Origin of the sequence: Ruixingdingia sedimenti (assembly GCF_031432425.1) — a bacterium.
Classification (GTDB): Bacteria; Pseudomonadota; Alphaproteobacteria; order Rhodobacterales; family Rhodobacteraceae; genus Ruixingdingia; species Ruixingdingia sedimenti.
In genome coordinates, this window is sequence record NZ_JAVKPH010000001.1 from 277813 (window position 1) to 298191 (window position 20379).

Consider the following 20379-nt stretch of genomic DNA (forward strand, 5'->3'; position numbering starts at 1 on the left):
CCTGACCGCACGCCATCCCCGAAGGACAGCCCCGATGCCCGCCGCCGCCCAGAGCCCGCCGATGGTCCTGCCCCGCAGCGTCGCCGACGCGCTGGCCGCCCTTGCCCTGCCCGGGGCGCAAGCGGTGGCCGGGGCAAGCTGGGTCATGCGCGCGCCGCTGCGGCACGAACCGCAGGCGCCGACATGGGTCGCGCTGGCGGGGATCGAGGATCTGCACCGCTGCGACATCACCGGGGACCGGGTCCGCCTCGGCGCGCTGGTCACGCACGACCGGCTGGCCCACGCCTTGCCCGCCGCGCCCGACCTGCGCGCGCTGGCGCAGGCGGCGGCGGGGGCGGCGAACCCCGGCGTGCGGCGGATCGCGACGCTTGGCGGCAATCTTTGCGCCACGGGCTTTGCCGCCGCCGATCTGGCCCCGGCGCTGCTGGCGCTCGACGCCACGGTGGAAATCGCCACGCCGCAGGGGCGCGAAAGCCTGCCCATGGAGGATTTCCTGACCCGCCGCGGCGCGCCCGGGCCGTGGCTGCTGACCGAAGTCACCATCCCCCGCGGCCCGTGGCGCAGCGCGCATGCCCGGCTGCCGATGCGCAAGGCGGGCGACTATCCGGCGGCGATCGTCAGCCTGTCGGCCACGCTCACCCCCGAGCGGCGGATCGAGCGGCTGCTGGCCGCCATCGGCGCGGTGGAACAGGCCCCCCGCCGCTGGCATGCGCTGGAAACCCGGGCGAAGGGCGAACCCCTCGCCGCGCTGGCGGACCTCGCGCAGGACACCGCCGGGATCACCGCCCGCGATGCACTGGACGCGCCGGGCTGGTACCGGCTGCGCATCCTGCCCACGCTGGTCCGCCGCGCCGCCGAGGCCATCGCAGAGGACACCGCATGACCATCGACCTGACCGTCAACGGCCAGCCCCGCCGGTTCGCGGGCGACCCGCGCACCCCGCTGATCGACCTGCTGCGCGAGGATCTGCGCCTGACCGGCGCCAAGGCCGTCTGCCGCGAGGGCTTTTGCGGCACCTGCACCGTGCTGGTGGACGGCCAGCCCGTGCCCGCCTGCCTGCGTCCCGTGGGCCTGCTGGCGGGGGCGGAAATCACCACGGTCGAGGGCCTTGCCCCGCAAGGCGACCTCAACCCGGTGCAGCGCGCCTTTCTGGACCATGACGTGGTGCAATGCGGCATGTGCTTTTCCGGCATGGTGGTGACGCTGACCGCCCTGCTGCACCGCAACACCGCACCCACGCGGGCAGAGGTCAAGGCCGCGCTGACCGGCAACATGTGCCGCTGCACCGGATACGAACGCATCGTGGATGCCGTCCTGTCCCTTGCCCCCGCCGATCCCCCTACCGAGGCCGCCCGATGAACACGCCCTTCGACCCCGCCCGCGCCGTGATGGATTATCCGCGCCGCGACGCGCAGGACAAGGTGACGGGCCGCACCCGCTATACCGTGGACATGGGCGGGCCGGGGGTGCTGCATGCGGTGATGGTGCGCGCCGCCGCGGCCCCGGCGCGGATCCTGCGCATCGACACCGCGGCGGCGGCGGCCATGCCCGGGGTGCAGGCCATCGCCACCGCCGCCGACGCGCCCGGCCTGCACGGGATCGGGATCGCGGACCACCCGCTGTTCGCCATCGACACGATCCGCTATCCGGGCGAACCCGTCGCCGCCATCGCCGCCGAAACGCTGGAACAGGCCCGCGCCGCCGCCGCCGCGGTGGTGATCGAGACCGAACCCCTGCCCGCCGCCGTCACCATGGCCGCGGCGCTGGCCGACGGCGCGCCCCTGGTCCATCCCGGCTGGCGCGACTACGAGGTCATCACCGAAGGCGCGATCCGCGGCGGCAACATCGCATGGGAGGCGCGGTTCGAACGCGGCGCGGTTGATGCCGCCTTCGCCCGGGCGGACGTGACGGTGGTCGAAAGCTGTTTCCGTGTCGGCCGCCAGAACCAGATGCCGTTCGAACCCCGCGCCGCGGTCGCCAGTTTCGAGGACGGCCGCCACCATATCCGCACCTCGACCCAGGTGCCCTGGACGGTGCGCAACGTCACCGCCAGGGTGCTCGGGCTTCCGCCGTCGCAGGTGCGGGTAACGGTGCCGGCGGTGGGCGGGGGCTTCGGGCTCAAGTTCGACTGCACCATCGAACCCGTGGCCGCGATCCTCGCCCGCAAGTCGGGGCGCACGGTGTCGCTGGTGAACGCGCGGGACGAGGAGATGCTGACCTGCCTCTGCCGCGAGAACGCCGATATCCGCATCCGTTCGGCCATCGCGCCCGATGGCACCATCGCCGCGCGCGAGGCGGTGGTGCTGATGGATTGCGGCGCCTATGGCGGCGAACAGGTGTTCCTGACCACGATGACCGCCCATACTCTGGGGGGCAACTACCGCGCCGGGGCGATGCGCATGGTCAGCCGCGCGGTCTATACCCACACGCCCCCCAACGGCGCCTTCCGCGCCTGCAACGGCGTCTACAACACCTTCGCGCTGGAACGGCACACGGACGAGATCTGCGCCGCCATCGGCATGGACCGCGCGGCGTTCCGGCTGAAGAACGTGCTCGGCGACGGCGACATCGGCGCGGCCGGCCAGCGGTTTCAGGGCGAGGTGCTGCGCCCCATGCTCGACCGGATGGAGGCGCTGCGGGTGGAAAGCGGCGACCGGCGCGCGCAGGCGGGCGGGCGGCTTTACGGCCGGGCGACCACGGTGGGCACATGGTTCATCTTCGTCGGCCCGTCCTCGGCCACGGTGAACCTGAACGCCGACGGATCGGCCACGCTGGTGACGGCGGGGGTGGAAATCGGCCAAGGCACGATGATGCAGGCGCTGCCGCAGATCGTGGCGGCGAACCTCGGGCTGCACCCGTCGGAGGTGATCGTCAAGACCGCCGACACCGATGCCGCGGGCCGCGATCTGGGCGTGGGCGGCGGGCGCACCACCGTCTCCATCGGCGCCGCCGCCGAGGCCGCCTGCGCCGACCTGCGGCGCAAACTGCTGCCGGTGGCGGCGGAAATGCTGCAGACCCCGGCGGAACGGCTGGTGCTGACGGCCGGGCGGGTGGAAATCGCGGGCCGCCCGGGATCGGGCACCACCATCGCGAAGGTGGTGGAACGGGCAGAGGCGGTCATGGGCCCGGTATCGGGCAGCGGCGCCTTCACCAACCCCGGCGTATCCGCCATGCCCGGCTGCGCCGCCGGCCATTTCATCGAGGCGATCGACATCCCCGTCTTCGCCGTGCACGACTGCGAACTGGCGGTGGACCCCGATACCGGCCATGTCGAGATCCTCGCCTATCGCGTGGTGCAGGACGTGGGCCGCGCGCTCAACCCCCGGGCGGTGCGCAGCCAGATCCAGGGCGGCGTGGTGCAGGGCCTCGGCTATGCGCTGTTCGAGGAAATGACCGTGCACCCCGGCACCGGGGCGATGGAACAGGCGGGGTTCGAAAGCTATCTGATGCCGCTGGCCCAGGACGTGCTGCCGGTCGAGGTGGACCTGTTCGAGGGCGCGCCCTCCATCGGCCCCCTCGGCACCAAGGGGGCTGGCGAGGTGCCGATCCTCAACGTGGGCGCGGCGGTGGGCTGCGCGGTGGCCGACGCCATCGGCCGGCCGGTCGGGCAACTGCCGCTCACGCCGCCGCGCGTTCTGGCCCTGATCGACGGCCGCGACAGCGCGCCCGACCACCCGCACATCCCCCGCCGGTGGGCCGACAACCTGCTGCGCTGAGCGGTGTCGAGCGTAGCGCCAAGGGCTTCGCGCCCCCGGACCCCGCGCGATAACCCGTTCTTCTTGTTCATCAACAGACCATATCCTGCAAGGATTGCCGGTCTGGAGCCTTGGGGACAGAAAGTGAAGGACGTCCGGGCAAGAGCGTATCCGCGTTCATTTTCTGTCTCTAGACATCCCGCGGGGGCACCGGCTGGTACGTCATTGGTTCGAGAACCAGCAGGCCACGGGGCGCGCCCACCCCGCCACAGGGCGCCGCCTCAGTTCGTGATCCGCTGGAACCCTTCGCGCAGCGCGTTGGACCAGGCCTCGGACATCGCGCGGAAATCCGCGTCGCCGGCCTCGATCCGACGGCGCAGGCCTACCCGGCAGGCATCGCGCTCGATCACGCACAGGTCCAGCGGCATGCCCACCGACAGGTTCGACCGCAGCGTCGAATCCATCGACAGCAGCACCGCCTTCTGCGCGTCCATCAGGTCGGTTTCCGGCCGCACCACCCGGTCCAGGATCGGCTTGCCGTATTTGTGTTCGCCGATCTGCAGGAAGGGCGTGTCCTCGGTCGCCTCGATGAAATTCCCCTCGGGATAGATGAGGAACATCCGCATGTCGCCGCGCCGCACCTGGCCCGCGACGATCATCGTGGCGCTGGCCGACTGGCGCATCACCGCCAGTTTCTCGTCGATGTCGCGGCGCACCGCGGCCAGCGTGTTGCCCGCGATCTCGGCCACCTTCAGCATCGACTGCGCCTGAAGGATAGAGGTGTCGGGCGTCGCCTCCGGGTCCTTCATCGCCGCGCGCAGCCGGGCGATGGCGGTCTGCGTCACCGACAGGCTGCCCGCGGTCATGATGGCGATCACGCGTTCGCCGGGATCCTCGAACAGAAACATCTTGCGATAGGTCGAGATGTTGTCGAGCCCCGCATTGGTGCGCGTGTCCGACAACAGCACCATGCCCTTCGTCAGCAGCAACCCCACGCAATACGTCACCCGTCGCTCCTTTTCATCGCGTAGCGCAAGGGTAGGGAAGCACGGGGCCCGCCGCAACAGGGCGTCGCGGCTTTCCGCCGCCGGATAATCGGGCAGCACCTCTGGCACCGGCCCGCGGGGGGATTATCTTGGGGACGATGACCCGCGATCCCGTCCTGACCGTCACCGACCGGGGGCTCTACTGCCCGGCGGGCGACTTTTACATCGACCCGCACCGCCCGGTGGCGCGGGCAGTGGTGACGCACGGGCATTCGGACCATGCCTGCCGCGGCCACGGCGCCTATCTGTGCACCCCCGCCGCCGCGCCCGCGATCCGTCATCGTCTGGGCCGGATCGCGGTGCAAGAACTGGCTTTCGGCACCGCCCTGCGCATCGGCGGGGCGGTGGTCAGCCTGCACCCCGCAGGGCATCTGCCGGGATCGGCACAGGTGCGCGTCGAGGCGGGGGGCGAGGTCTGGGTGGTCTCGGGCGACTACAAGACCGAACCCGACGGCTTCTGCGAACCCTTCGCGCCGGTCCGCTGCCACACCTTCATCACCGAATCCACCTTCGCCCTGCCGGTGTTCCGTTGGGCGCCCGAGGCGCAGGTCGTGGCACAGATCCGCGACTGGTGGCAGGGCGTGGCGGCGGACGGCGGGGTGGCGGTGGTCGGGGCCTGGGCCCTGGGCAAGGCGCAGCGGGTGCTGGCCGCGCTCGGCCCCGGGGGGCCGGGGCCGGTGCTGGCGCATCCGGCGGTGGCGGCGATGAATGCGGTGATGCGCGCGCAGGGCCTACCCCTGCCGCCCGCCCCGGCGCTGGCCCCCGATGCGGTGGCGCCCCCCGGCGCGCTGGTGATCGCGCCGCCCAACACGCTCGGCCGGCAATGGGGGCCGGGGCGGTGCGAGGTGGCGCTCGTCTCGGGCTGGATGGCGCTGCGGGCGACCGCACGGCGGCGGGGCGCGGCGCGGGGCTTTGCGCTGTCCGATCACGCGGATTGGGAAGGGCTGAACACCGCGATCCGGGCGACGGGGGCGGAACGGGTGCTGGTCACGCATGGTTATACCGCGCCCTTCAGCCGCTGGCTGACCGAACAGGGTCATGACGCGCAGGTGCTGGGATGAGGCGCTTCGCCGCCCTCTGCGCCGCGCTGGAGGACGCACCGGACCCCGAGGCCCGCACCGCCGCGCTGGCCGGCTGGCTCGCCACGGCGGACGAACCCGACCGGGCGCAGGGGGTGGCGCTGCTGGCGGGGCGGCGGCCCCGGCGGGTGGCGACGGGGGCGGAACTGCGGGCCTGGGCCGCGGCGGCGGCCGGGATCCCCGACTGGCTGGTCGAGGATTGCCGCCGCGCCACCGGCGACCTTGCCGAAACGCTCGCCCATCTGCCGCCCGCACCCATGGCGGCGGAAGAGGGGCTGGTGGCGGAACTGACCCGGCTCGCGGCGCTGGCGAGGGCGGATGCCGCGGCCCGGCAGGCGGCGTTGCGCGCGGCGTGGAACCGGATGGAACCACCCGCCCGGCTGGTGCTAAACCGGCTCGCCACCGGCGGCTTTCGCCTGACCCTGCCGGTCCCGGTGCTGGCGGCGGCGCTGGCGCGCGCCACGGGGGCGGACCCCGCGGCAGCGGCGGCGGGGCTGGCCGGGGGCTGGACGGCGGATCGGGGGCTGGCGGTGCTTGCGGCCACCGGCGGGGCGCGGCCCCTGCCCTTTGCGCCGGTGTCGGTGCTGGAAACCATCGAGGCCCTCGGCCCCTGCGCGGACTGGGTGGCGGAATGGGACCGGGACGCGCCCCGGGTGCAACTGCTGCGGCAGGACGGCGCGCTGCATGTCTGGACGGCGGCGGAACCCCTGACCGCGCCCGCCCTCGCCCCCCTCGGCGCGCATCTGCCCGAGGGCGCGGCGCTGGCGGGCTGGCTGATGACGCGGGACGGCCCGCGATTCATGGCGCAGGACTGGCTGATGCCCACCGCCCCCCTGCCCGAACGCCGCGCCCGGCTGGAGGCCTGGGCCGCAACCCTGCCGCCGGGCCTGCCGCTGGACCTCGCCCCCCTGCTGCCCGCCACCGGCTGGCCCGCGCTGGATGCGGCGCGCCACAGGGCCCGCGCGCATGGCGCCACGGGCCTGCTGCTGCGCCGCCTCGACGGGGCAGAGGAACGCCGCTGGCCCGCGCCACCGCTGCGCCTGCGCGCGGTGCTGACCCAGGCGCAGGCGGATGGCAGCGCGCTGATGCTCGCCCTGCGCGCGGGCGATGCGCTGGTCCCCATCGTCCGCATCGCCCCCGCCCTGCCGCCGGCAGAGGCCGCCGCGCTTTTCGGCTGGATCCGCGCCAACATCCGCGAACGCGCCGGCCCGGTGCTGGTGCTGCCGCCCGAACAGGTGTTTGAGATCGCCTTCGACACCGCCACCCCCGCACCGCGCCGCAAGGCCGGGCTGGCGCTGACCGGCGCGCGCCTGACCCGCTGGCTGAGCGGCGGCGCCGAGGCCGATACGCTGGAGGATCTGCGGGCGCTGATCGGTTAGGGTACTGCGCGGGTCACGCGCAGCGCCGCCGGGCCCCTAGCGGAACAGCACCAGCGCGCCCGGGCTCCAGGCCACGCGGGTGCGGGTGCGGATGTCCAGCACCGGGCGGCCGAAGACGTTGCGCATCGACAGCCGCACCGGCTGGTCCACACCGTCGAGCTTGACATCGTAATAGGTCATGTCGCCGAAATAGACCACTTCCTCGACCGTGCCGCCGGTCTCGCGGTCGTTCGCCACCTGGCCTTCGTAGAGGATGGTCAGCGTTTCCGGGCGGAAGCCCACGCTTGCCGGGCCGCCCGTCACCGCGCCGGGGGCCTGCGCCGGGTCGATCGCGCAGCGGCCGAGCCCCGCGACCTCGACCTCGATCCGGTCGGGGGTTTCCGACAGGATCGTCGCGGGCAGGAAGTTCATCGTGCCGATGAAATCCGCCACCTGCCGGCTGTTCGGCCGGCGGTAGAGCGTTTCGGGATCGGCAAGCTGCGCGATCTGGCCCTCGAACATCACCGCGATCCGGTCGGACATGACCAGCGCCTCTTCCTGGTCGTGAGTGACGAGGATGAAGGTGATGCCGACCTGCCGTTGCAGCTTGATCAGTTCCACCTGCATCTGTTCGCGCATCTTCTTGTCCAGCGCCGACAGCGGTTCGTCCAGCAGCAGCACCTTGGGCTTGAGGATCAGCGCGCGGGCCAGCGCCACGCGCTGCCGCTGCCCGCCCGACAGCGCATGCGCCGCCCGCCTGCCATAGCCCGCAAGGCCCACCATCGCCAGCGCCTCGGCCACCGCCCTGGCCTTGTCGTCGCGCGACCGCGGATCGCGGCGCAGGCCGAAGCCCACGTTCTGTTCCACCGTCAGATGCGGGAAGATGGCATAGGACTGGAACACCATGTTGGTCGGCCGCTTGTTCGCCGGCACCCCCGCCATGTCGCGCCCGTCGATCTTGAGCACGCCCGAGGACAGCCCCTCGAACCCCGCGATGGTGCGCAGAAGCGTGGTCTTGCCGCAGCCCGACGGCCCGAGAAGCGAAAAGAACTCGCCCTCGCGGATCGTCGCGGTGATGCCGCGCAGCGCGTGATAGTCGCCGTAGTATTTCTGGATCGCGTCAAGCTCGATGATCGGCTTTTTCACAGGAAGCCTCCGGTATCCTTGCCGCCGGTCCGGGCGATGCCGCGGCGGCGGAAATATTCGGCGATGGACAGAAGCACGATGGACACCAGCACCAGGATCGTGCCGAGCGCCAGCATCGCCGGCACCTTGGCCGGAAAGCGGAACTGGCCGTAGATATAGACCGACAGCGCGGTTTCCGTGCCGCCGAGGAAATAGGCGATGATGAATTCGTCGAAGCTGATGGTGAAACAGATCAGCAGGGACGAGATGATGCCCGGCATCACCAGCGGCAGGATGATGAGCCGGAAGGTCGAGAGCGGGGTTTCGCCCAGATCATAGGCGGCCTCTTCCAGCGAGCGGTCGAGCGACTGGAAGGCCGAGGACAGGATCGCCACCGCGAAGGGCGTGCAGATCAGCACATGGCCGAGGATGATGGTGACGACCGACAGCTTGAACCCCACCGCCAGCAGCACCAGCAGCAGCGACATCGCCACGATCATCTCGGGCAGCACCAGCGGCAGCATCACCAGCCCCAGCAACCCGCCCTTGGCCGGAAAGCGGAACCGCGTCGTCGCGCGGGCGGCGAAGATCCCCAACACCGTCGCGATCACCGCGGTGGAACAGGAAATCACCAGCGAGTTCTTCAGCGCCCGGAACAGTTGCGCATCCGCCCACATCTCTGTGAACCAGCGGGTGGTGAAGCCCGACAGCGGAAAGGCGATCACGCGCGAGTCGTTCAGCGCGAACAGCGGCAGCAGGAAGATCGGCGCATAGAGGAAGATCAGATAGCCGATGGCATAGGCGCGCAGGCCGGGTGATTTCATCGCTGCGCCCCCAGGAACCGGCGGTTGAGGAACAGGAACACCAGCGCCACCACGGTGACGATGAACATCGCCGACACCGCGATGGCCGACCCGAGCGCCTTCTGGTTGAGCTTGAGCATCTGCACCTCGATCATGTTGGCGATCATGGGCAGCTTGCCCCCGCCGATCAGGTCCGGGGTCACATAGTCGCCGATGGTGGGGATAAAGACGATCAACACCGCCGCGATCACCCCGGTCATCGACAGCGGCAGCGTCACGCGCAGAAAGGTCATCAGCCGCGATTCCCCCAGATCCTGCCCGGCCTCCAGAAGCGAGCGGTCGATCTTTTCCAGCGCAACGAAGATCGGCAGGATGGCGAAGGGCGCATAGGCATGCGCCAGCGTCGTGACCAGCGCGCCGACATTGTAGTTGATGGCCTGCAACGGCGTGTCGATGATGCCGAGCGAGATCAGGCCCGAGTTGATCACGCCGTTGTAGCCCAGGATCACCTTCCACAGGAACACGCGGATCAGGTAGCTGGTCCAGAACGGGATGGTGATCAGGAACAGCCACATCGACTTTTTCGACGGCTGGACATGGAAGCTGACGAAATAGGCGATGGGATAGGCGATCGCCACCGTCACCAGCGTGACCAGCAGGGCCACGATGAGCGAGCGGATCATGATCGCGCGGTAGATCGGGCCCGTCCAGACCTCGACATAATTCTTGAGGCTGAAATCCCAGACCACACGGCCCTGACCGTCGGTCAGCACCGAATAGACCAGCACGGTGGCGAGCGGCGCGGCCAGCAGCAGGATCGCATAGATGGCGGTGGGGCTCATCATCAGAAGGCCGCCCGCACCCTCCGACCGGCCGAGCCGGCGCAGCAAACCATCCGATCCCATCGCGCCCCCCGATCCGCCGTCTCGATTCTGTTGTGGCACAGGTGCTTTGTGTTGAAAAGCCCGCTGGTTGCCGGTCCCGTTTGCCCGGGCTGGAGTCGGGGCAGGCCCCGACCTGAGGGCCCGGCGGCAAAGGAGGTGACGCAGGCTTTGCTCTGTGCGGTACGGGGTACCTCCGGCCATGCCCCGCGGCGGCGGCACGAAAGGGCCGCCATCGTGGCCCAATCTCCGAGCGGGGCTCCGTCTCCGTTGGCGGAAGTCGGGGCGCCCCCCATGTTCGGGCGGAAGAAACGACGACAGTTCCCGCACCGAAGGGCGGGGTTTTCCCCGCCCTGGGCGCGGGCGGCGGGGCGGTCAGCCCGCCACGATCTCCACCGCGATCGCGCGGCGGCGCAGTTCGGCATAGAGCGCGGGCACCACGCGGCGCTGGTTCACCGCGCGCGACAGCGCCTCTTGCAGGCCGCGGTCGTCGGGGCGGGGGCCGGCCACGCGCCAGACCATGCGGCGCGCCACGCCGTCGTCATAGACGATCTCTGTCTCGCCCGACCGGCCCTGCCGAAGACCGAGGAAATCGGAAGCGCCGGTGGCGCTGTGGAAAGCGACTGCTCGTGCCATGTGTCATGGTCTCTTGCCGTTGTCGGGGCAGGATGCGCCCCGCCCGCCGCCCGGTCAATCACGGCAGAAACAACAATGGCTTGCGAGTCTTTCTTGCCACAGCAGGCGAAGTGGCCGAAACGACAACGCGGCCCCGAAGGGGGCCGCGCTGCACGAAGATCGCCGGAAAGACGGATCAGCGTTTGGAGAACTGGAAGCTCCGGCGCGCCTTGCGCTTGCCGTATTTCTTCCGTTCGACCACGCGGCTGTCGCGGGTCAGGAAGCCCGCGGCCTTGAGCGCGCCGCGCAGCGAGGGTTCGTAGAGTTGCAGCGCCTTCGAGATGCCGTGCTTGACCGCACCGGCCTGACCCGACAGGCCGCCGCCGGCGACGGTCGCCATCACGTCGAACTGGCCCTCGACGCCCGCAACCTGGAAGGGCTGGCGCAGGATCATCTGCAACACCGGGCGGGCGAAGTATTTCGTATAGTCGATATACTCGCCCTTGTTGTTGCGGATCAGGAACTTGCCCGAACCCGGCTTGACCCAGACGCGGGCGACCGCATCCTTGCGCTTGCCGGTGGCATAGCTGCGGCCGAGCGCGTCGCGCACGGGTTCGCGGGGCGCGGCAGCGGCTTCCACCGCGGCGGGGGTGGAGGCGACGGCGGCCTTCAGGTCGTCGAGCGATTTGATGTCAGCGGCCATGGTTTCACGCGCTCCGGGTATTCTTCGGGTTCAGCGCCTTGACGTCGAGGACGGTCGGCTGCTGCGCTTCGTGCGGATGTTCGGCCCCGGCGTAGACGCGCAGGTTGGTCATCTGCTGGCGGCCCAGGCGGTTGCGGGTGATCATGCGTTCGACGGCCTTGATCACCACGCGCTCGGGGTGGTTGCCTTCCAGCACCTGACGCGCGGTGCGGAACTTGATCCCGCCCGGGTGGCCGGTGTGCCAGTAGTAACGCTTGTCCTCGCGCTTGTTGCCGGTCATCTGCACCTTGTCGGCGTTGATGACGATCACGTTGTCGCCCATGTCCATGTGCGGGGTGAAGGTCGGCTTGTTCTTGCCGCGCAGGATATTGGCGACGATCGTGGCGAGGCGGCCCAGAACCACGCCCTCGGCGTCGATCAGGATCCACTTCTTCTCGATGTCCGCCGGGGTAGCGGTAAAGGTCTTCATCGGAGGTTCCATTTGCTGGACGGGCCGGGGGATGCCCGGCCTTCGGATGGTGGGTGTATCGCCGGAACGCTGGTGCGGGTCAAGGCGGGAAAGGGGAATTTAATCGTTTTGGATCAATTGGTTAAAAAATAGGTATCATGCTACCCCAAGAGGGAAACGCGGAATCGCTTGCTGCGCCCACCGTCTGGCTGGCGAAGGCGCGTGCCTTCGCCATCGCGATGCAGATAGCGTTGCCCCGGCCGGGGGCCCGAAGCCCCCGGCCAGCGCCCGCCCCGCCCATGGCGGGCGCTTCTCGCCCGCCGGGGCAGGCGCTGGCCTCTCGGTTTTAGGGCGTCATGGTTTCCAGTGGCACCGCCGCGCGACGGGCGGGGGAAACGCGGTGCGTTTCCTGATCCCGCCCGGCCCGGGCGGTGGTGCAATCGCCCCGTCAGTCCTACGCCGCCGGCATCCGCGCCTCGACCATGCCGGCGAACCACGAACAGCCCGCCGGGATCGCCTCGTCGTTGAAGTCGTAGGCGGGGTGGTGCACGCCCGCGGTATCGCAGTTGCCCATCAGGATATAGGCGCCCGGCCGGGCTTCCAGCATATAGGCGAAATCCTCGCCGCCCATGACCGGGGGCGCCTCCTCGACCGGAACGCCCGACACCTCTGCCGCCACCGCGGCGGCGTGGCGGGTCTCGGCGGCGTGGTTCGCCATCACCGGATAGCCGCGGTGGAAATCCACCTTCGCCGCGGCGCCGAAGGCGGCGGCGGTATGTTCGGCGATGGCGTGCAGCCGCGCCTCCGCCAGCGCGCGCACATCGGCCTCCAGCGTGCGGATGGTGCCGCGCAGCCGCACCGTCTGGGGGATGACGTTAAAGGCCTCGGATTCCGTGCGGAAGGCGGTGACGGAAACAACCAGGCTTTTCAGCGGATCCACATTGCGCGACGCGATGGTCTGCAAGGCCAGCACCAGTTGCGCCCCCGCCACCGTGGGGTCCACCACCTCATGCGGCTTGGCGGCATGGCCGCCCCTGCCGGTGATCTCGATGCCGAACTGGTCGGTCGCGGCGAAGAAGGGGCCGGGGCGGATGGCGAAACGGCCCACCGGCAGGCCGGGCCAGTTGTGCATGCCATAAACTTCCTGGATCCCCCACCGGTCCATCAGCCCGTCCTCGCACATCACCCGCCCGCCGCCGCCGCCTTCCTCGGCCGGCTGGAAGATCACCACCGCGGTGCCGTCGAAATTCCGGGTCTCGGCCAGGTATTTCGCGGCACCGAGCAGCATCGCGCTATGCCCGTCATGGCCGCAGGCATGCATCCGCCCGGGCACCTTGCTGGCATGGGGGGCGCCGGTCGCCTCGATGATCGGCAGGGCGTCCATGTCGGCGCGCAGGCCCACCACGCGGCCCGCGCTGTCCGACCGGCCCCGGATCACGCCCACCACCCCGGTGCGCCCGATCCCCTCGACCACCTCGTCGCAGCCGAAGGCGCGCAGCCGTTCGGCCACCAGTCCGGCGGTGCGGTGGACCTCGAACATCAGCTCGGGGTTTTCGTGGAAATCCCGCCGCCAGGCGATGATTTCGGGCAGCAGTTCGGCAAAGCGGTTCCGGGCGGGCATCGGGGGCTCCTGTCGCGATGCCCCCGATGGTGGCCGATGGAGGCCACGCGCGCAAGCCCCGGGGCCCCCGGGGGACGGAGGGGGGATTGCGGGTTCCCCTGCCCGGCCGCTTGCGCTAAGGGCAGGACGAACCCGACACCCCGGACGGAGGGCGCCATGACCGACAGCATTCTCGCCCGCTGCGAGGCCAAGGGCCTGCGGATCACCGGCCAGCGCCGCACCATCGCCCGCGTCATCGGCGCGGCGGACGACCACCCGGATGTGGCGACGCTGCACGCCCGCGCCGCGGCGATCGACCCGCGCATCTCCATCGCCACCGTCTACCGCACGGTGAAACTGTTCGAGGAGGCGGGGATCCTCGACCGGCTGGAATTCGGCGACGGCCGCGCGCGGTACGAGGACAAGCTGCGCGAACACCACGACCACCTGATCGACCTCGCCACCGGCGAGGTGATCGAATTCGTCGACCCCGAGATCGAGGCCCTGCAGGACCGCATCGCCGCCCGGCTCGGCTACCGGCTGGAGGGCCACCGGCTGGAACTCTACGGCACCCGCCTGCCCCGCCCCAAGGGCTGAGCCCCCGCCCGGCCGCCGCCCCGGCGCCGGCCGGCGCATGCCTCCGGCGGGAGTATTTCGGAAAAGGTGAAACGCCGCGCCCCCTTCGAAAAACCGCGCGCCCCTTCAGGCTGGACTTGAATATCCCCGCCGGAGGCTACTGCCCTTCCCCCCCCCCGCCACCGCCGGGCGGAATGCCGGACCGCATCCCCGGCCGCAGGGTGGGCGGGCGTATTCATGGCAAGATGAAGCCGCACGGCCTTCACCGGAAAGCGGCCCCGTCCATTTTCTGTCCATAAATATCCCCGCCGGAGGCTCCCGCCCCCTCCACCCGCGCGGCGGCGGGGATCCTCCCTTCCCCTTGCCGCCAAGGCGGGCTAAGCCGCGCAGGGAACCGGGAAAGGGCTGGCCGATGGAAAACCTGCGCGGCGCGATGCTGATGGTGATTTCGATGGCCGGTTTCGCGCTGGAGGATCTGGCGATCAAGATCCTCGCCCGCACGATGCCGCCGGGGCAGATCATCGTGCTTCTGGGCCTTTGCGGGGCCCTCGGCTTTTCGCTGCTGGCGCGGGCGCAACGCGCGCCGGTCTTCAGCCCGGCCTTCCTCGCCCGCCCGGTGGTGCTGCGCAATCTGGGCGAGATGGTCGGCACGATGGCGATGGTCATGGCGCTGGCGCTGGTGCCGCTGTCGCTCGCCTCGGCGATCCTGCAGGGGCTGCCGCTGATGGTGACGCTCGGCGCGGCGCTGTTTCTGGGCGAACAGGTGGGCTGGCGGCGCTGGACGGCGATCGCATTCGGCTTTGCGGGCATGCTGCTGATCCTGCGGCCCTTCGGCGCCGGGTTCGACCCCAATGCACTCTGGGCCGTGGTCACGGTGGTGGCGCTGGCGATGCGCGATGTCGCCACGCGGCGCGTGGTGCGGGGGACAAGCTCGGTCCAGCTGGCCGTCTGGGGCTTTGCCGCCATCGTGCCGGCAGGGGTGGTGATGACGGCGATGCAGGGCGGGCCGGTGATGCCCACCGCCGCCGGGATCGGCCTGATCGCGGTCACGGTCGGCTTCGGCATGGCGGCCTACTGGTGCCTGACCTCGGCCAACCGGCTCGGCGACATCGCCTTCATCGCGCCCTTCCGCTATTCGCGGCTGATCTTCGCCATCGCGCTCGGCGTGCTGGTGCTGCACGAGGATCTGGACGCGCCGATGCTGGCGGGGGCGGGGCTGATCATCGGCTCGGGCCTCTATTCGCTCTGGCGCGAACGCCGCCGCACCCTTTCCTCGGCCCGCGCGAGCCGCTAAGAGAACCGCGACCCGCCCCACGCAGGAGAACCCCATGACCACCATCATCGACATCCACGCGCGCGAGATCCTCGACAGCCGCGGCAACCCGACCGTCGAGGTCGACGTGGCGCTGGAGGACGGCAGCTTCGGCCGCGCCGCGGTGCCCTCGGGCGCCTCCACCGGCGCACACGAGGCGGTGGAACGGCGCGACGGCGACAAGACCCGCTACCTCGGCAAGGGCGTGCTCGAGGCGGTGGCCGCCGTCAACGGCGAGATCGCCGAGGCGCTGGTGGGCTTCGACGCGACCGAACAGGTCGCCATCGACCGCGCGATGATCGAGATCGACGGGACCGCGAACAAGGGGCGGCTCGGCGCCAACGCGATCCTCGGCGTGTCGCTGGCCGTCGCCAAGGCCGCGGCGGATGCGACGGGCCAGCCCCTTTACCGCTATGTCGGCGGCACCTCGGCGCGCGTCCTGCCGGTGCCGATGATGAACATCATCAACGGCGGCGAACATGCCGACAACCCGATCGACATCCAGGAATTCATGATCATGCCGGTCGCCGCCGCGAATATCGGCGAGGCGGTGCGCATGGGCGCCGAGGTGTTCCACACGCTGAAGAAGGAACTGTCGGCCGCGGGCCTCGCCACCGGCGTCGGCGACGAGGGCGGCTTCGCCCCCAACCTCTCCTCGACCCGCGCGGCGCTCGACTTCATCCTGAAGGCGATCGAAAAGGCCGGCTACCGCCCCGGCGACGACATCCACCTCGCGCTCGACTGCGCCTCGACCGAATATTTCAAGGGCGGGAAATACGAGATGGCGGGCGAGGGCCTGTCGCTCACCTCGGCCGAGAACGTGGACTATCTGGCGAAACTCTGCGCCGATTATCCCATCATCTCGATCGAGGACGGCTGCGCCGAGGACGACTGGGAGGGCTGGAAGCTGCTGACCGACGCGCTCGGCGCCAGGGTGCAGCTGGTGGGCGACGACCTCTTCGTCACCAACCCGGCACGCCTGTCGCAGGGCATCGCGAAGGGCGTGGCGAACTCCATGCTGGTGAAGGTGAACCAGATCGGAACGCTGACCGAAACGCTGCAGGCCGTGGATATGGCCCACCGCGCGCGCTACACCAATGTGATGAGCCACCGGTCGGGCGAAACCGAGGACAGCACCATCGCCGATCTGGCGGTGGCGACGAACTGCGGCCAGATCAAGACCGGCTCGCTTGCGCGGTCCGACCGGCTGGCGAAATACAACCAGCTGATCCGTATCGAGGAAATGCTCGGCGACATCGCCGAATACGCGGGCCGTTCGATCCTGCGCGGCTGAGACGGCACGGGCGCAAGAAGGGGGCATTCTGCCCCCTCTTGGCTGCGCCAATTCACCCCCTGAGGATATTTTCAGACAGAAAGTGAAGGCGCGGTTTTTTTAACCCGAAGTTAACCGCGCTTGGCGAAGCTGATCCTGCGGTACAGGCGGGGACGCCGATGACCGCGACAGGAAGTGGCGCCCCGTTCCGGTGATGGAGCGGGGCGTTTCCACTTTCTGTCCCCAAATATCCCCGCCGGAGGCCCCCCACCCATCCCCAGGCCCCGCCAACAGAACGGGCGGCCAGGCCCCGTCACCGGGCCGCGGCAGCGCCGGCGAGGGGGGCTCGATGCCCCCCGAGGCGGCGTCAGGGCCTGCGCGGGGCGGGTTTCGCCCCCGCGGCCTTTTCCGCCAGCGCGCGGGCCAGCGCGAAGGCGCCCTTGATGCGCTCGGCCTCGGTGGTCCAGTCGCGGGTCAGCACGATCCGGTTGTCCTTCACCTTCGCCGCGCCGCCTTCGCCTTGCAGGAATTCCACCAGCCCGGCGGGGTTGGCGAAGCGGTCGCCGTGGAACTGCACCGTCGCCCCCCTGGGCCCGCCGTCCAGCCGCGCGATTCCTGCGCGCTTGCACATCGCCTTGATGCGCATGATCAGCAAAAGCGTGTTCACCTCGCGCGGCAGCGGGCCGAAGCGGTCGATCAGTTCGGCGGCGAAGCCTTCCAGTTCCACCTTGGTGGTCAGGTTCGACAGCCGCCGGTACAGCCCCAACCGCACGTCCAGATCGGGCACATAGCCCTCGGGGATCATCACCGGCACGCCGAGGTTGATCTGCGGCGACCAGTCGTGGTCGGATTCGGCCGGGCCTTCCAGCTCGCCCGCCTTGATGCGCGCGATCGTCTCTTCCAGCATCTGCTGGTAAAGTTCGTAGCCCACTTCCTTGATATGGCCCGATTGTTCCTCGCCCAGAAGATTGCCCGCCCCGCGCTGTTCCAGATCGTGGCTGGCGAGGTTGAACCCCGCGCCGAGCGAATCGAGGCTCGCCAGCAATTCCAGCCGCCGCTTCGCCTGCGGGGTCAACGGCGCGCGGGGTTTCGTCGTCAGGTAGCAATAGGCCCGCGTCTTGGCCCGGCCCACCCGGCCGCGGATCTGGTAAAGCTGGCTGAGCCCGAACATGTCCGCCCGGTGCACGATCATCGTGTTCGCGGTGGGGATGTCGAGGCCGGATTCCACGATGGTCGTGGCCAGCAGCACATCGTATTTGCCGTCGTAGAAGGCGTTCATGCGTTCGTCCAGATCGCCCGCCGCCAGTTGGCCATGGGCGACGACGAAGCTGACCTCGGGCACCTCGCGGCGCAGGAAATCCTCGATATCGGGGATGTCGGACACGCGGGGAACGACGAAGAACGACTGCCCGCCGCGATAGCGTTCGCGCAGCAGCGCCTCGCGGATCGTCACGGTGTCGAATTCCGAAACGTAGGTTCGTATTGCCAGCCGGTCCACCGGCGGGGTGGCGATGATCGACAGATCCCGCACCCCGGACAGCGACAGTTGCAGCGTGCGGGGGATCGGCGTCGCGGTCAGCGTCAGGACGTGGACGTCCGAGCGCATTTCCTTCAGCCGCTCCTTATGCGAAACGCCGAAATGCTGTTCTTCGTCAATGACGAGCAGGCCGAGGTTGCGAAACTTCACCGCCTTGGCCAGCAACGCATGGGTGCCGACGCAGATGTCCACCGTACCGTCCGCCAGCCCGGCACGGGTCGCCGCGGCCTCCTTGGCGGATACAAAGCGCGACAGCGGGCGCACCACCAGCGGGAAACCGCGGAAGCGTTCGGAAAAGCTGCGGTAATGCTGGCGCGCCAGCAGCGTCGTGGGCGCGATCACCGCCACCTGCAACCCCGACAGCGCCGCGACGAAGGCCGCGCGCATCGCCACCTCGGTCTTGCCGAAGCCCACGTCGCCCACGACCAGCCGGTCCATCGGCACGCCCTGTTCCATATCGTCCAGCACCGCACCGATGGCGGTCAGCTGGTCATCGGTTTCCACATAGGGAAAGCGGGCGCAGAAGGCATCCCACAGGCCCTCGGGCGGCACCAGCACGGGGGCGGACCGCAACTGCCGTTCCGCCGCGACGCGCATCAGGCGGTCCGCGATCTCGCGGATGCGTTCCTTCATCCGCGCCTTTTTCGCCTGCCACGCCCCGCCGCCGAGCTTGTCCAGAAGGCCCTCTTCGTGGCCATAGCGGCTGAGCAGTTCGATATTCTCGACCGGCAGGTAAAGCCGGTCGCCCCCGGCATATTCCAGCGCCACGCAGTCATGCGGCGCGCCGAGCGCGGTGATCGTCTCCAGCCCCTTGAAGCGGCCGATGCCGTGTTCGATATGCACCACCAGATCGCCCGGCGTCAGGGCGGTGGTTTCGGTCAGGAAGTTCTCCGCCCGCTTCTTGCGCCGCGCGCGGCTGACCAGACGGTCGCCCAGGATGTCCTGTTCGGAAATGACCGTCAGCCCCGGTGCCTCGAACCCCTGTTCGAGCGGCCAGACAGCCAGCGCCAGCGCGCCCTTGCCATCCGGCAGGTCGCGGGCATCCGCGATGTCGCGCGCGCCGCGCACGCCCTGATCGGCGATCAGCCCCGCCATCCGGTCGCGCGCGCCCTCGGAAAAGAACGCCAGCACCACCTGCGAAAGTTCGAGCCGTTTCTGAAGATGGTCGCGCAAGGCCCCGAAAAGATCCAGCTTTTCGTTCTGCCGTTCCGGCGCGAAATTGCGCCCCAACCGGCCGCCCGCATCCAGCACCCCCGGCCCCGGCGGCTGCGGCGCGGGGCTGAACTGCATCACCCGCCGCCCGGCCAGCGCCGCCGACCATGCCGCATCGTCCAGATAGAGCAGCCCCGGCGGGCAGGGTTTGTACACCGTGTCGATGCGCCCCTTGGCCGCCATCGCCTCGCGCCGGGCATCGTACTGGTCGGCCACGCCGTCCCACCGGGCCAGCCGCGCGGCATCCACCGCGTCGTCCAGCGTCACCGTGGCTTCGGGCAGGTAGTCGAACAGCGTTTCCAGCCGTTCGTGAAAGAACGGCAGCCAGTGTTCCATCCCCGCCTGTTTGCGCCCGGCGCTGACGGCCTCGTACAGCGGATCGTCGGACCCGCCGGCGCCGAATTCGATGCGATAGTTCTGGCGGAACCGGGTGATGGCGGCTTCGTCCAGCATCACCTCGGACACCGGGGCGAGGTCGATGGAGGTCAGCTTTTCCGTAGTGCGCTGCGTTTCCGGGTCGAACCGGCGCAACCCGTCCAGCACATCGCCGAAGAAATCGAGCCTCACCGGCCCGCCCGCACCCGGCGGGAACACATCCACGATGCCGCCGCGGATGGCATAGTCGCCCGGTTCCGTCACCGTCGCGGCCTGCGAAAACCCCATCCGGGCCAGAAAGGCGCGCAGATGTTCTTCCGACACGCGCTCGCCCACCCGCGCCGAAAAGCTCGACTGGCGCAGCGTATCGCGCGCGGGCAGGCGTTGGGTCGCGGCGTTGAGCGTGGTCAGCACCACGGGCGCCCCCCTCAGGCCCTGCGCCAGCGCGGCCAGCACCGCCATCCGCGCCGCCGCGACCTCTGGGTTCGGCGACACGCGGTCGTAGGGCAGGCAGTCCCAGGCCGGAAAGGTGATCACCGGCGCATCGGGGGCAAAGAAGGCGAGCGCGGCCCGCATCGCCTCCATCCGCTTGTCGTCGCGCGCGATATGGATCAGCGCCGCGCCCGCCCTGTCGCGTTCGCGCAGCAGAAGCCGCGCGTCGAAGCCTTCGGGCACGCCGCCCATCAGGATGCGTTCGGCGGGTCTGGGGATCTTTGCTGTCATGGCCGCTGACCTACGCGC

17 protein-coding genes are annotated in these 20379 nt (G+C 69.9%); 8 read left to right on the forward strand and 9 right to left on the reverse strand.

Annotated features, from left to right (window positions below):
- Positions 1-34: 34 nt before the first annotated feature.
- The 3 genes from RGD00_RS01430 to RGD00_RS01440 are packed head-to-tail and all read left to right on the forward strand — an operon-like array spanning position 35 to position 3716.
- Positions 35-883: an FAD binding domain-containing protein gene (locus tag RGD00_RS01430; protein WP_310455344.1), complete on the forward strand. Its 849-nt coding sequence runs from the start codon at positions 35-37 to the stop codon at positions 881-883.
- The gene (locus RGD00_RS01435) at positions 880-1359 is read left to right on the forward strand and encodes a (2Fe-2S)-binding protein (protein WP_310455346.1); all 480 of its coding nucleotides are present in this window, start codon (positions 880-882) and stop codon (positions 1357-1359) included. Before RGD00_RS01430 ends, RGD00_RS01435 begins: the two co-directional genes overlap by 4 nt.
- Entirely contained in the window at positions 1356-3716 is a 2361-nt protein-coding gene (locus tag RGD00_RS01440; RefSeq protein WP_310455347.1) for a xanthine dehydrogenase family protein molybdopterin-binding subunit, read from the forward strand. Before RGD00_RS01435 ends, RGD00_RS01440 begins: the two co-directional genes overlap by 4 nt.
- Before the next feature lie 260 nt (positions 3717-3976).
- Here the strand turns inward: RGD00_RS01440 and RGD00_RS01445 are convergent, their stop codons facing one another.
- Entirely contained in the window at positions 3977-4702 is a 726-nt protein-coding gene (locus tag RGD00_RS01445) for an Ntn hydrolase family protein (RefSeq protein ID WP_310455348.1), read from the reverse strand.
- Between the two features lie 137 nt (positions 4703-4839).
- Here RGD00_RS01445 and RGD00_RS01450 point away from each other — a divergent pair, with 137 nt between their 5' ends.
- Entirely contained in the window at positions 4840-5802 is a 963-nt protein-coding gene (locus RGD00_RS01450; RefSeq protein ID WP_310455349.1) for a ligase-associated DNA damage response exonuclease, read from the forward strand.
- A complete protein-coding gene (locus tag RGD00_RS01455; RefSeq protein ID WP_310455350.1) occupies positions 5799-7199 on the forward strand; it encodes a DNA ligase-like domain-containing protein in 1401 nt (466 codons plus the stop codon). Before RGD00_RS01450 ends, RGD00_RS01455 begins: the two co-directional genes overlap by 4 nt.
- 36 nt (positions 7200-7235) lie before the next feature.
- Here the strand turns inward: RGD00_RS01455 and RGD00_RS01460 are convergent, their stop codons facing one another.
- The 7 genes from RGD00_RS01460 to RGD00_RS01490 all read right to left on the reverse strand — a co-directional run bounded on the left by RGD00_RS01460 (position 7236) and on the right by RGD00_RS01490 (position 13374).
- A complete protein-coding gene (locus tag RGD00_RS01460; RefSeq protein WP_310455351.1) occupies positions 7236-8324 on the reverse strand; it encodes an ABC transporter ATP-binding protein in 1089 nt (362 codons plus the stop codon).
- Positions 8321-9127 (reverse strand): ABC transporter permease, encoded by an 807-nt coding sequence (locus tag RGD00_RS01465; RefSeq protein WP_310455352.1) that lies wholly within the window; start codon positions 9125-9127, stop codon positions 8321-8323. Before RGD00_RS01465 ends, RGD00_RS01460 begins: the two co-directional genes overlap by 4 nt.
- Entirely contained in the window at positions 9124-10011 is an 888-nt protein-coding gene (locus tag RGD00_RS01470) for an ABC transporter permease (protein WP_310455354.1), read from the reverse strand. The genes RGD00_RS01465 and RGD00_RS01470 overlap by 4 nt, the downstream gene beginning before the upstream one ends.
- Before the next feature lie 351 nt (positions 10012-10362).
- Entirely contained in the window at positions 10363-10623 is a 261-nt protein-coding gene (locus RGD00_RS01475; protein WP_310455355.1) for a hypothetical protein, read from the reverse strand.
- A gap of 175 nt (positions 10624-10798) precedes the next feature.
- Positions 10799-11305: a 30S ribosomal protein S9 gene (rpsI, locus tag RGD00_RS01480; protein WP_310455356.1), complete on the reverse strand. Its 507-nt coding sequence runs from the start codon at positions 11303-11305 to the stop codon at positions 10799-10801.
- A gap of 4 nt (positions 11306-11309) precedes the next feature.
- On the reverse strand, positions 11310-11774 hold the full coding sequence (rplM, locus tag RGD00_RS01485) for a 50S ribosomal protein L13 (protein WP_310455358.1): 465 nt from the start codon (positions 11772-11774) through the stop codon (positions 11310-11312).
- Between the two features lie 433 nt (positions 11775-12207).
- Positions 12208-13374, reverse strand: a complete 1167-nt coding sequence (locus RGD00_RS01490) for a M20 aminoacylase family protein (protein ID WP_310455359.1) — start codon at positions 13372-13374, stop codon at positions 12208-12210.
- 156 nt (positions 13375-13530) lie between these two features.
- Between RGD00_RS01490 and RGD00_RS01495 the strand changes: the two genes are divergently transcribed.
- The 3 genes from RGD00_RS01495 (at position 13531) to eno (ending at position 16535) form a co-directional block, all read left to right on the forward strand.
- Positions 13531-13950, forward strand: coding sequence for a Fur family transcriptional regulator (locus RGD00_RS01495; RefSeq protein WP_310455360.1), 420 nt, complete (start codon positions 13531-13533; stop codon positions 13948-13950).
- A 391-nt stretch (positions 13951-14341) separates the two neighbouring features.
- Positions 14342-15223, forward strand: coding sequence for a DMT family transporter (locus RGD00_RS01500; protein ID WP_310455361.1), 882 nt, complete (start codon positions 14342-14344; stop codon positions 15221-15223).
- A gap of 34 nt (positions 15224-15257) precedes the next feature.
- The gene (eno, locus tag RGD00_RS01505) at positions 15258-16535 is read left to right on the forward strand and encodes a phosphopyruvate hydratase (RefSeq protein WP_310455362.1); all 1278 of its coding nucleotides are present in this window, start codon (positions 15258-15260) and stop codon (positions 16533-16535) included.
- A 346-nt stretch (positions 16536-16881) separates the two neighbouring features.
- Here the strand turns inward: eno and mfd are convergent, their stop codons facing one another.
- Positions 16882-20361 carry a transcription-repair coupling factor gene (mfd, locus tag RGD00_RS01510; protein ID WP_310455363.1) on the reverse strand — a complete coding sequence of 1160 codons (3480 nt, stop codon included), beginning with the start codon at positions 20359-20361 and terminating at the stop codon, positions 16882-16884.
- Positions 20362-20379: the final 18 nt, after the last annotated feature.

Excerpts from the sequence above, each read along its gene's own strand:
- RGD00_RS01430 (WP_310455344.1), top strand. The coding sequence starts at position 35 with ATGCCCGCCGCCGCCCAGAGCCCGCCGATGGTCCTGCCCCGCAGCGTC.
- RGD00_RS01435 (WP_310455346.1), top strand. The coding sequence starts at position 880 with ATGACCATCGACCTGACCGTCAACGGCCAGCCCCGCCGGTTCGCGGGC.
- RGD00_RS01440 (WP_310455347.1), top strand. The coding sequence starts at position 1,356 with ATGAACACGCCCTTCGACCCCGCCCGCGCCGTGATGGATTATCCGCGC.
- RGD00_RS01450 (WP_310455349.1), top strand. The coding sequence starts at position 4,840 with ATGACCCGCGATCCCGTCCTGACCGTCACCGACCGGGGGCTCTACTGC.
- RGD00_RS01455 (WP_310455350.1), top strand. The coding sequence starts at position 5,799 with ATGAGGCGCTTCGCCGCCCTCTGCGCCGCGCTGGAGGACGCACCGGAC.
- RGD00_RS01465 (WP_310455352.1), bottom strand. The coding sequence starts at position 9,127 with ATGAAATCACCCGGCCTGCGCGCCTATGCCATCGGCTATCTGATCTTC.
- RGD00_RS01470 (WP_310455354.1), bottom strand. The coding sequence starts at position 10,011 with ATGGGATCGGATGGTTTGCTGCGCCGGCTCGGCCGGTCGGAGGGTGCG.
- RGD00_RS01475 (WP_310455355.1), bottom strand. The coding sequence starts at position 10,623 with ATGGCACGAGCAGTCGCTTTCCACAGCGCCACCGGCGCTTCCGATTTC.
- rpsI (WP_310455356.1), bottom strand. The coding sequence starts at position 11,305 with ATGGCCGCTGACATCAAATCGCTCGACGACCTGAAGGCCGCCGTCGCC.
- rplM (WP_310455358.1), bottom strand. The coding sequence starts at position 11,774 with ATGAAGACCTTTACCGCTACCCCGGCGGACATCGAGAAGAAGTGGATC.
- RGD00_RS01490 (WP_310455359.1), bottom strand. The coding sequence starts at position 13,374 with ATGCCCGCCCGGAACCGCTTTGCCGAACTGCTGCCCGAAATCATCGCC.
- RGD00_RS01495 (WP_310455360.1), top strand. The coding sequence starts at position 13,531 with ATGACCGACAGCATTCTCGCCCGCTGCGAGGCCAAGGGCCTGCGGATC.
- RGD00_RS01500 (WP_310455361.1), top strand. The coding sequence starts at position 14,342 with ATGGAAAACCTGCGCGGCGCGATGCTGATGGTGATTTCGATGGCCGGT.
- eno (WP_310455362.1), top strand. The coding sequence starts at position 15,258 with ATGACCACCATCATCGACATCCACGCGCGCGAGATCCTCGACAGCCGC.
- mfd (WP_310455363.1), bottom strand. The coding sequence starts at position 20,361 with ATGACAGCAAAGATCCCCAGACCCGCCGAACGCATCCTGATGGGCGGC.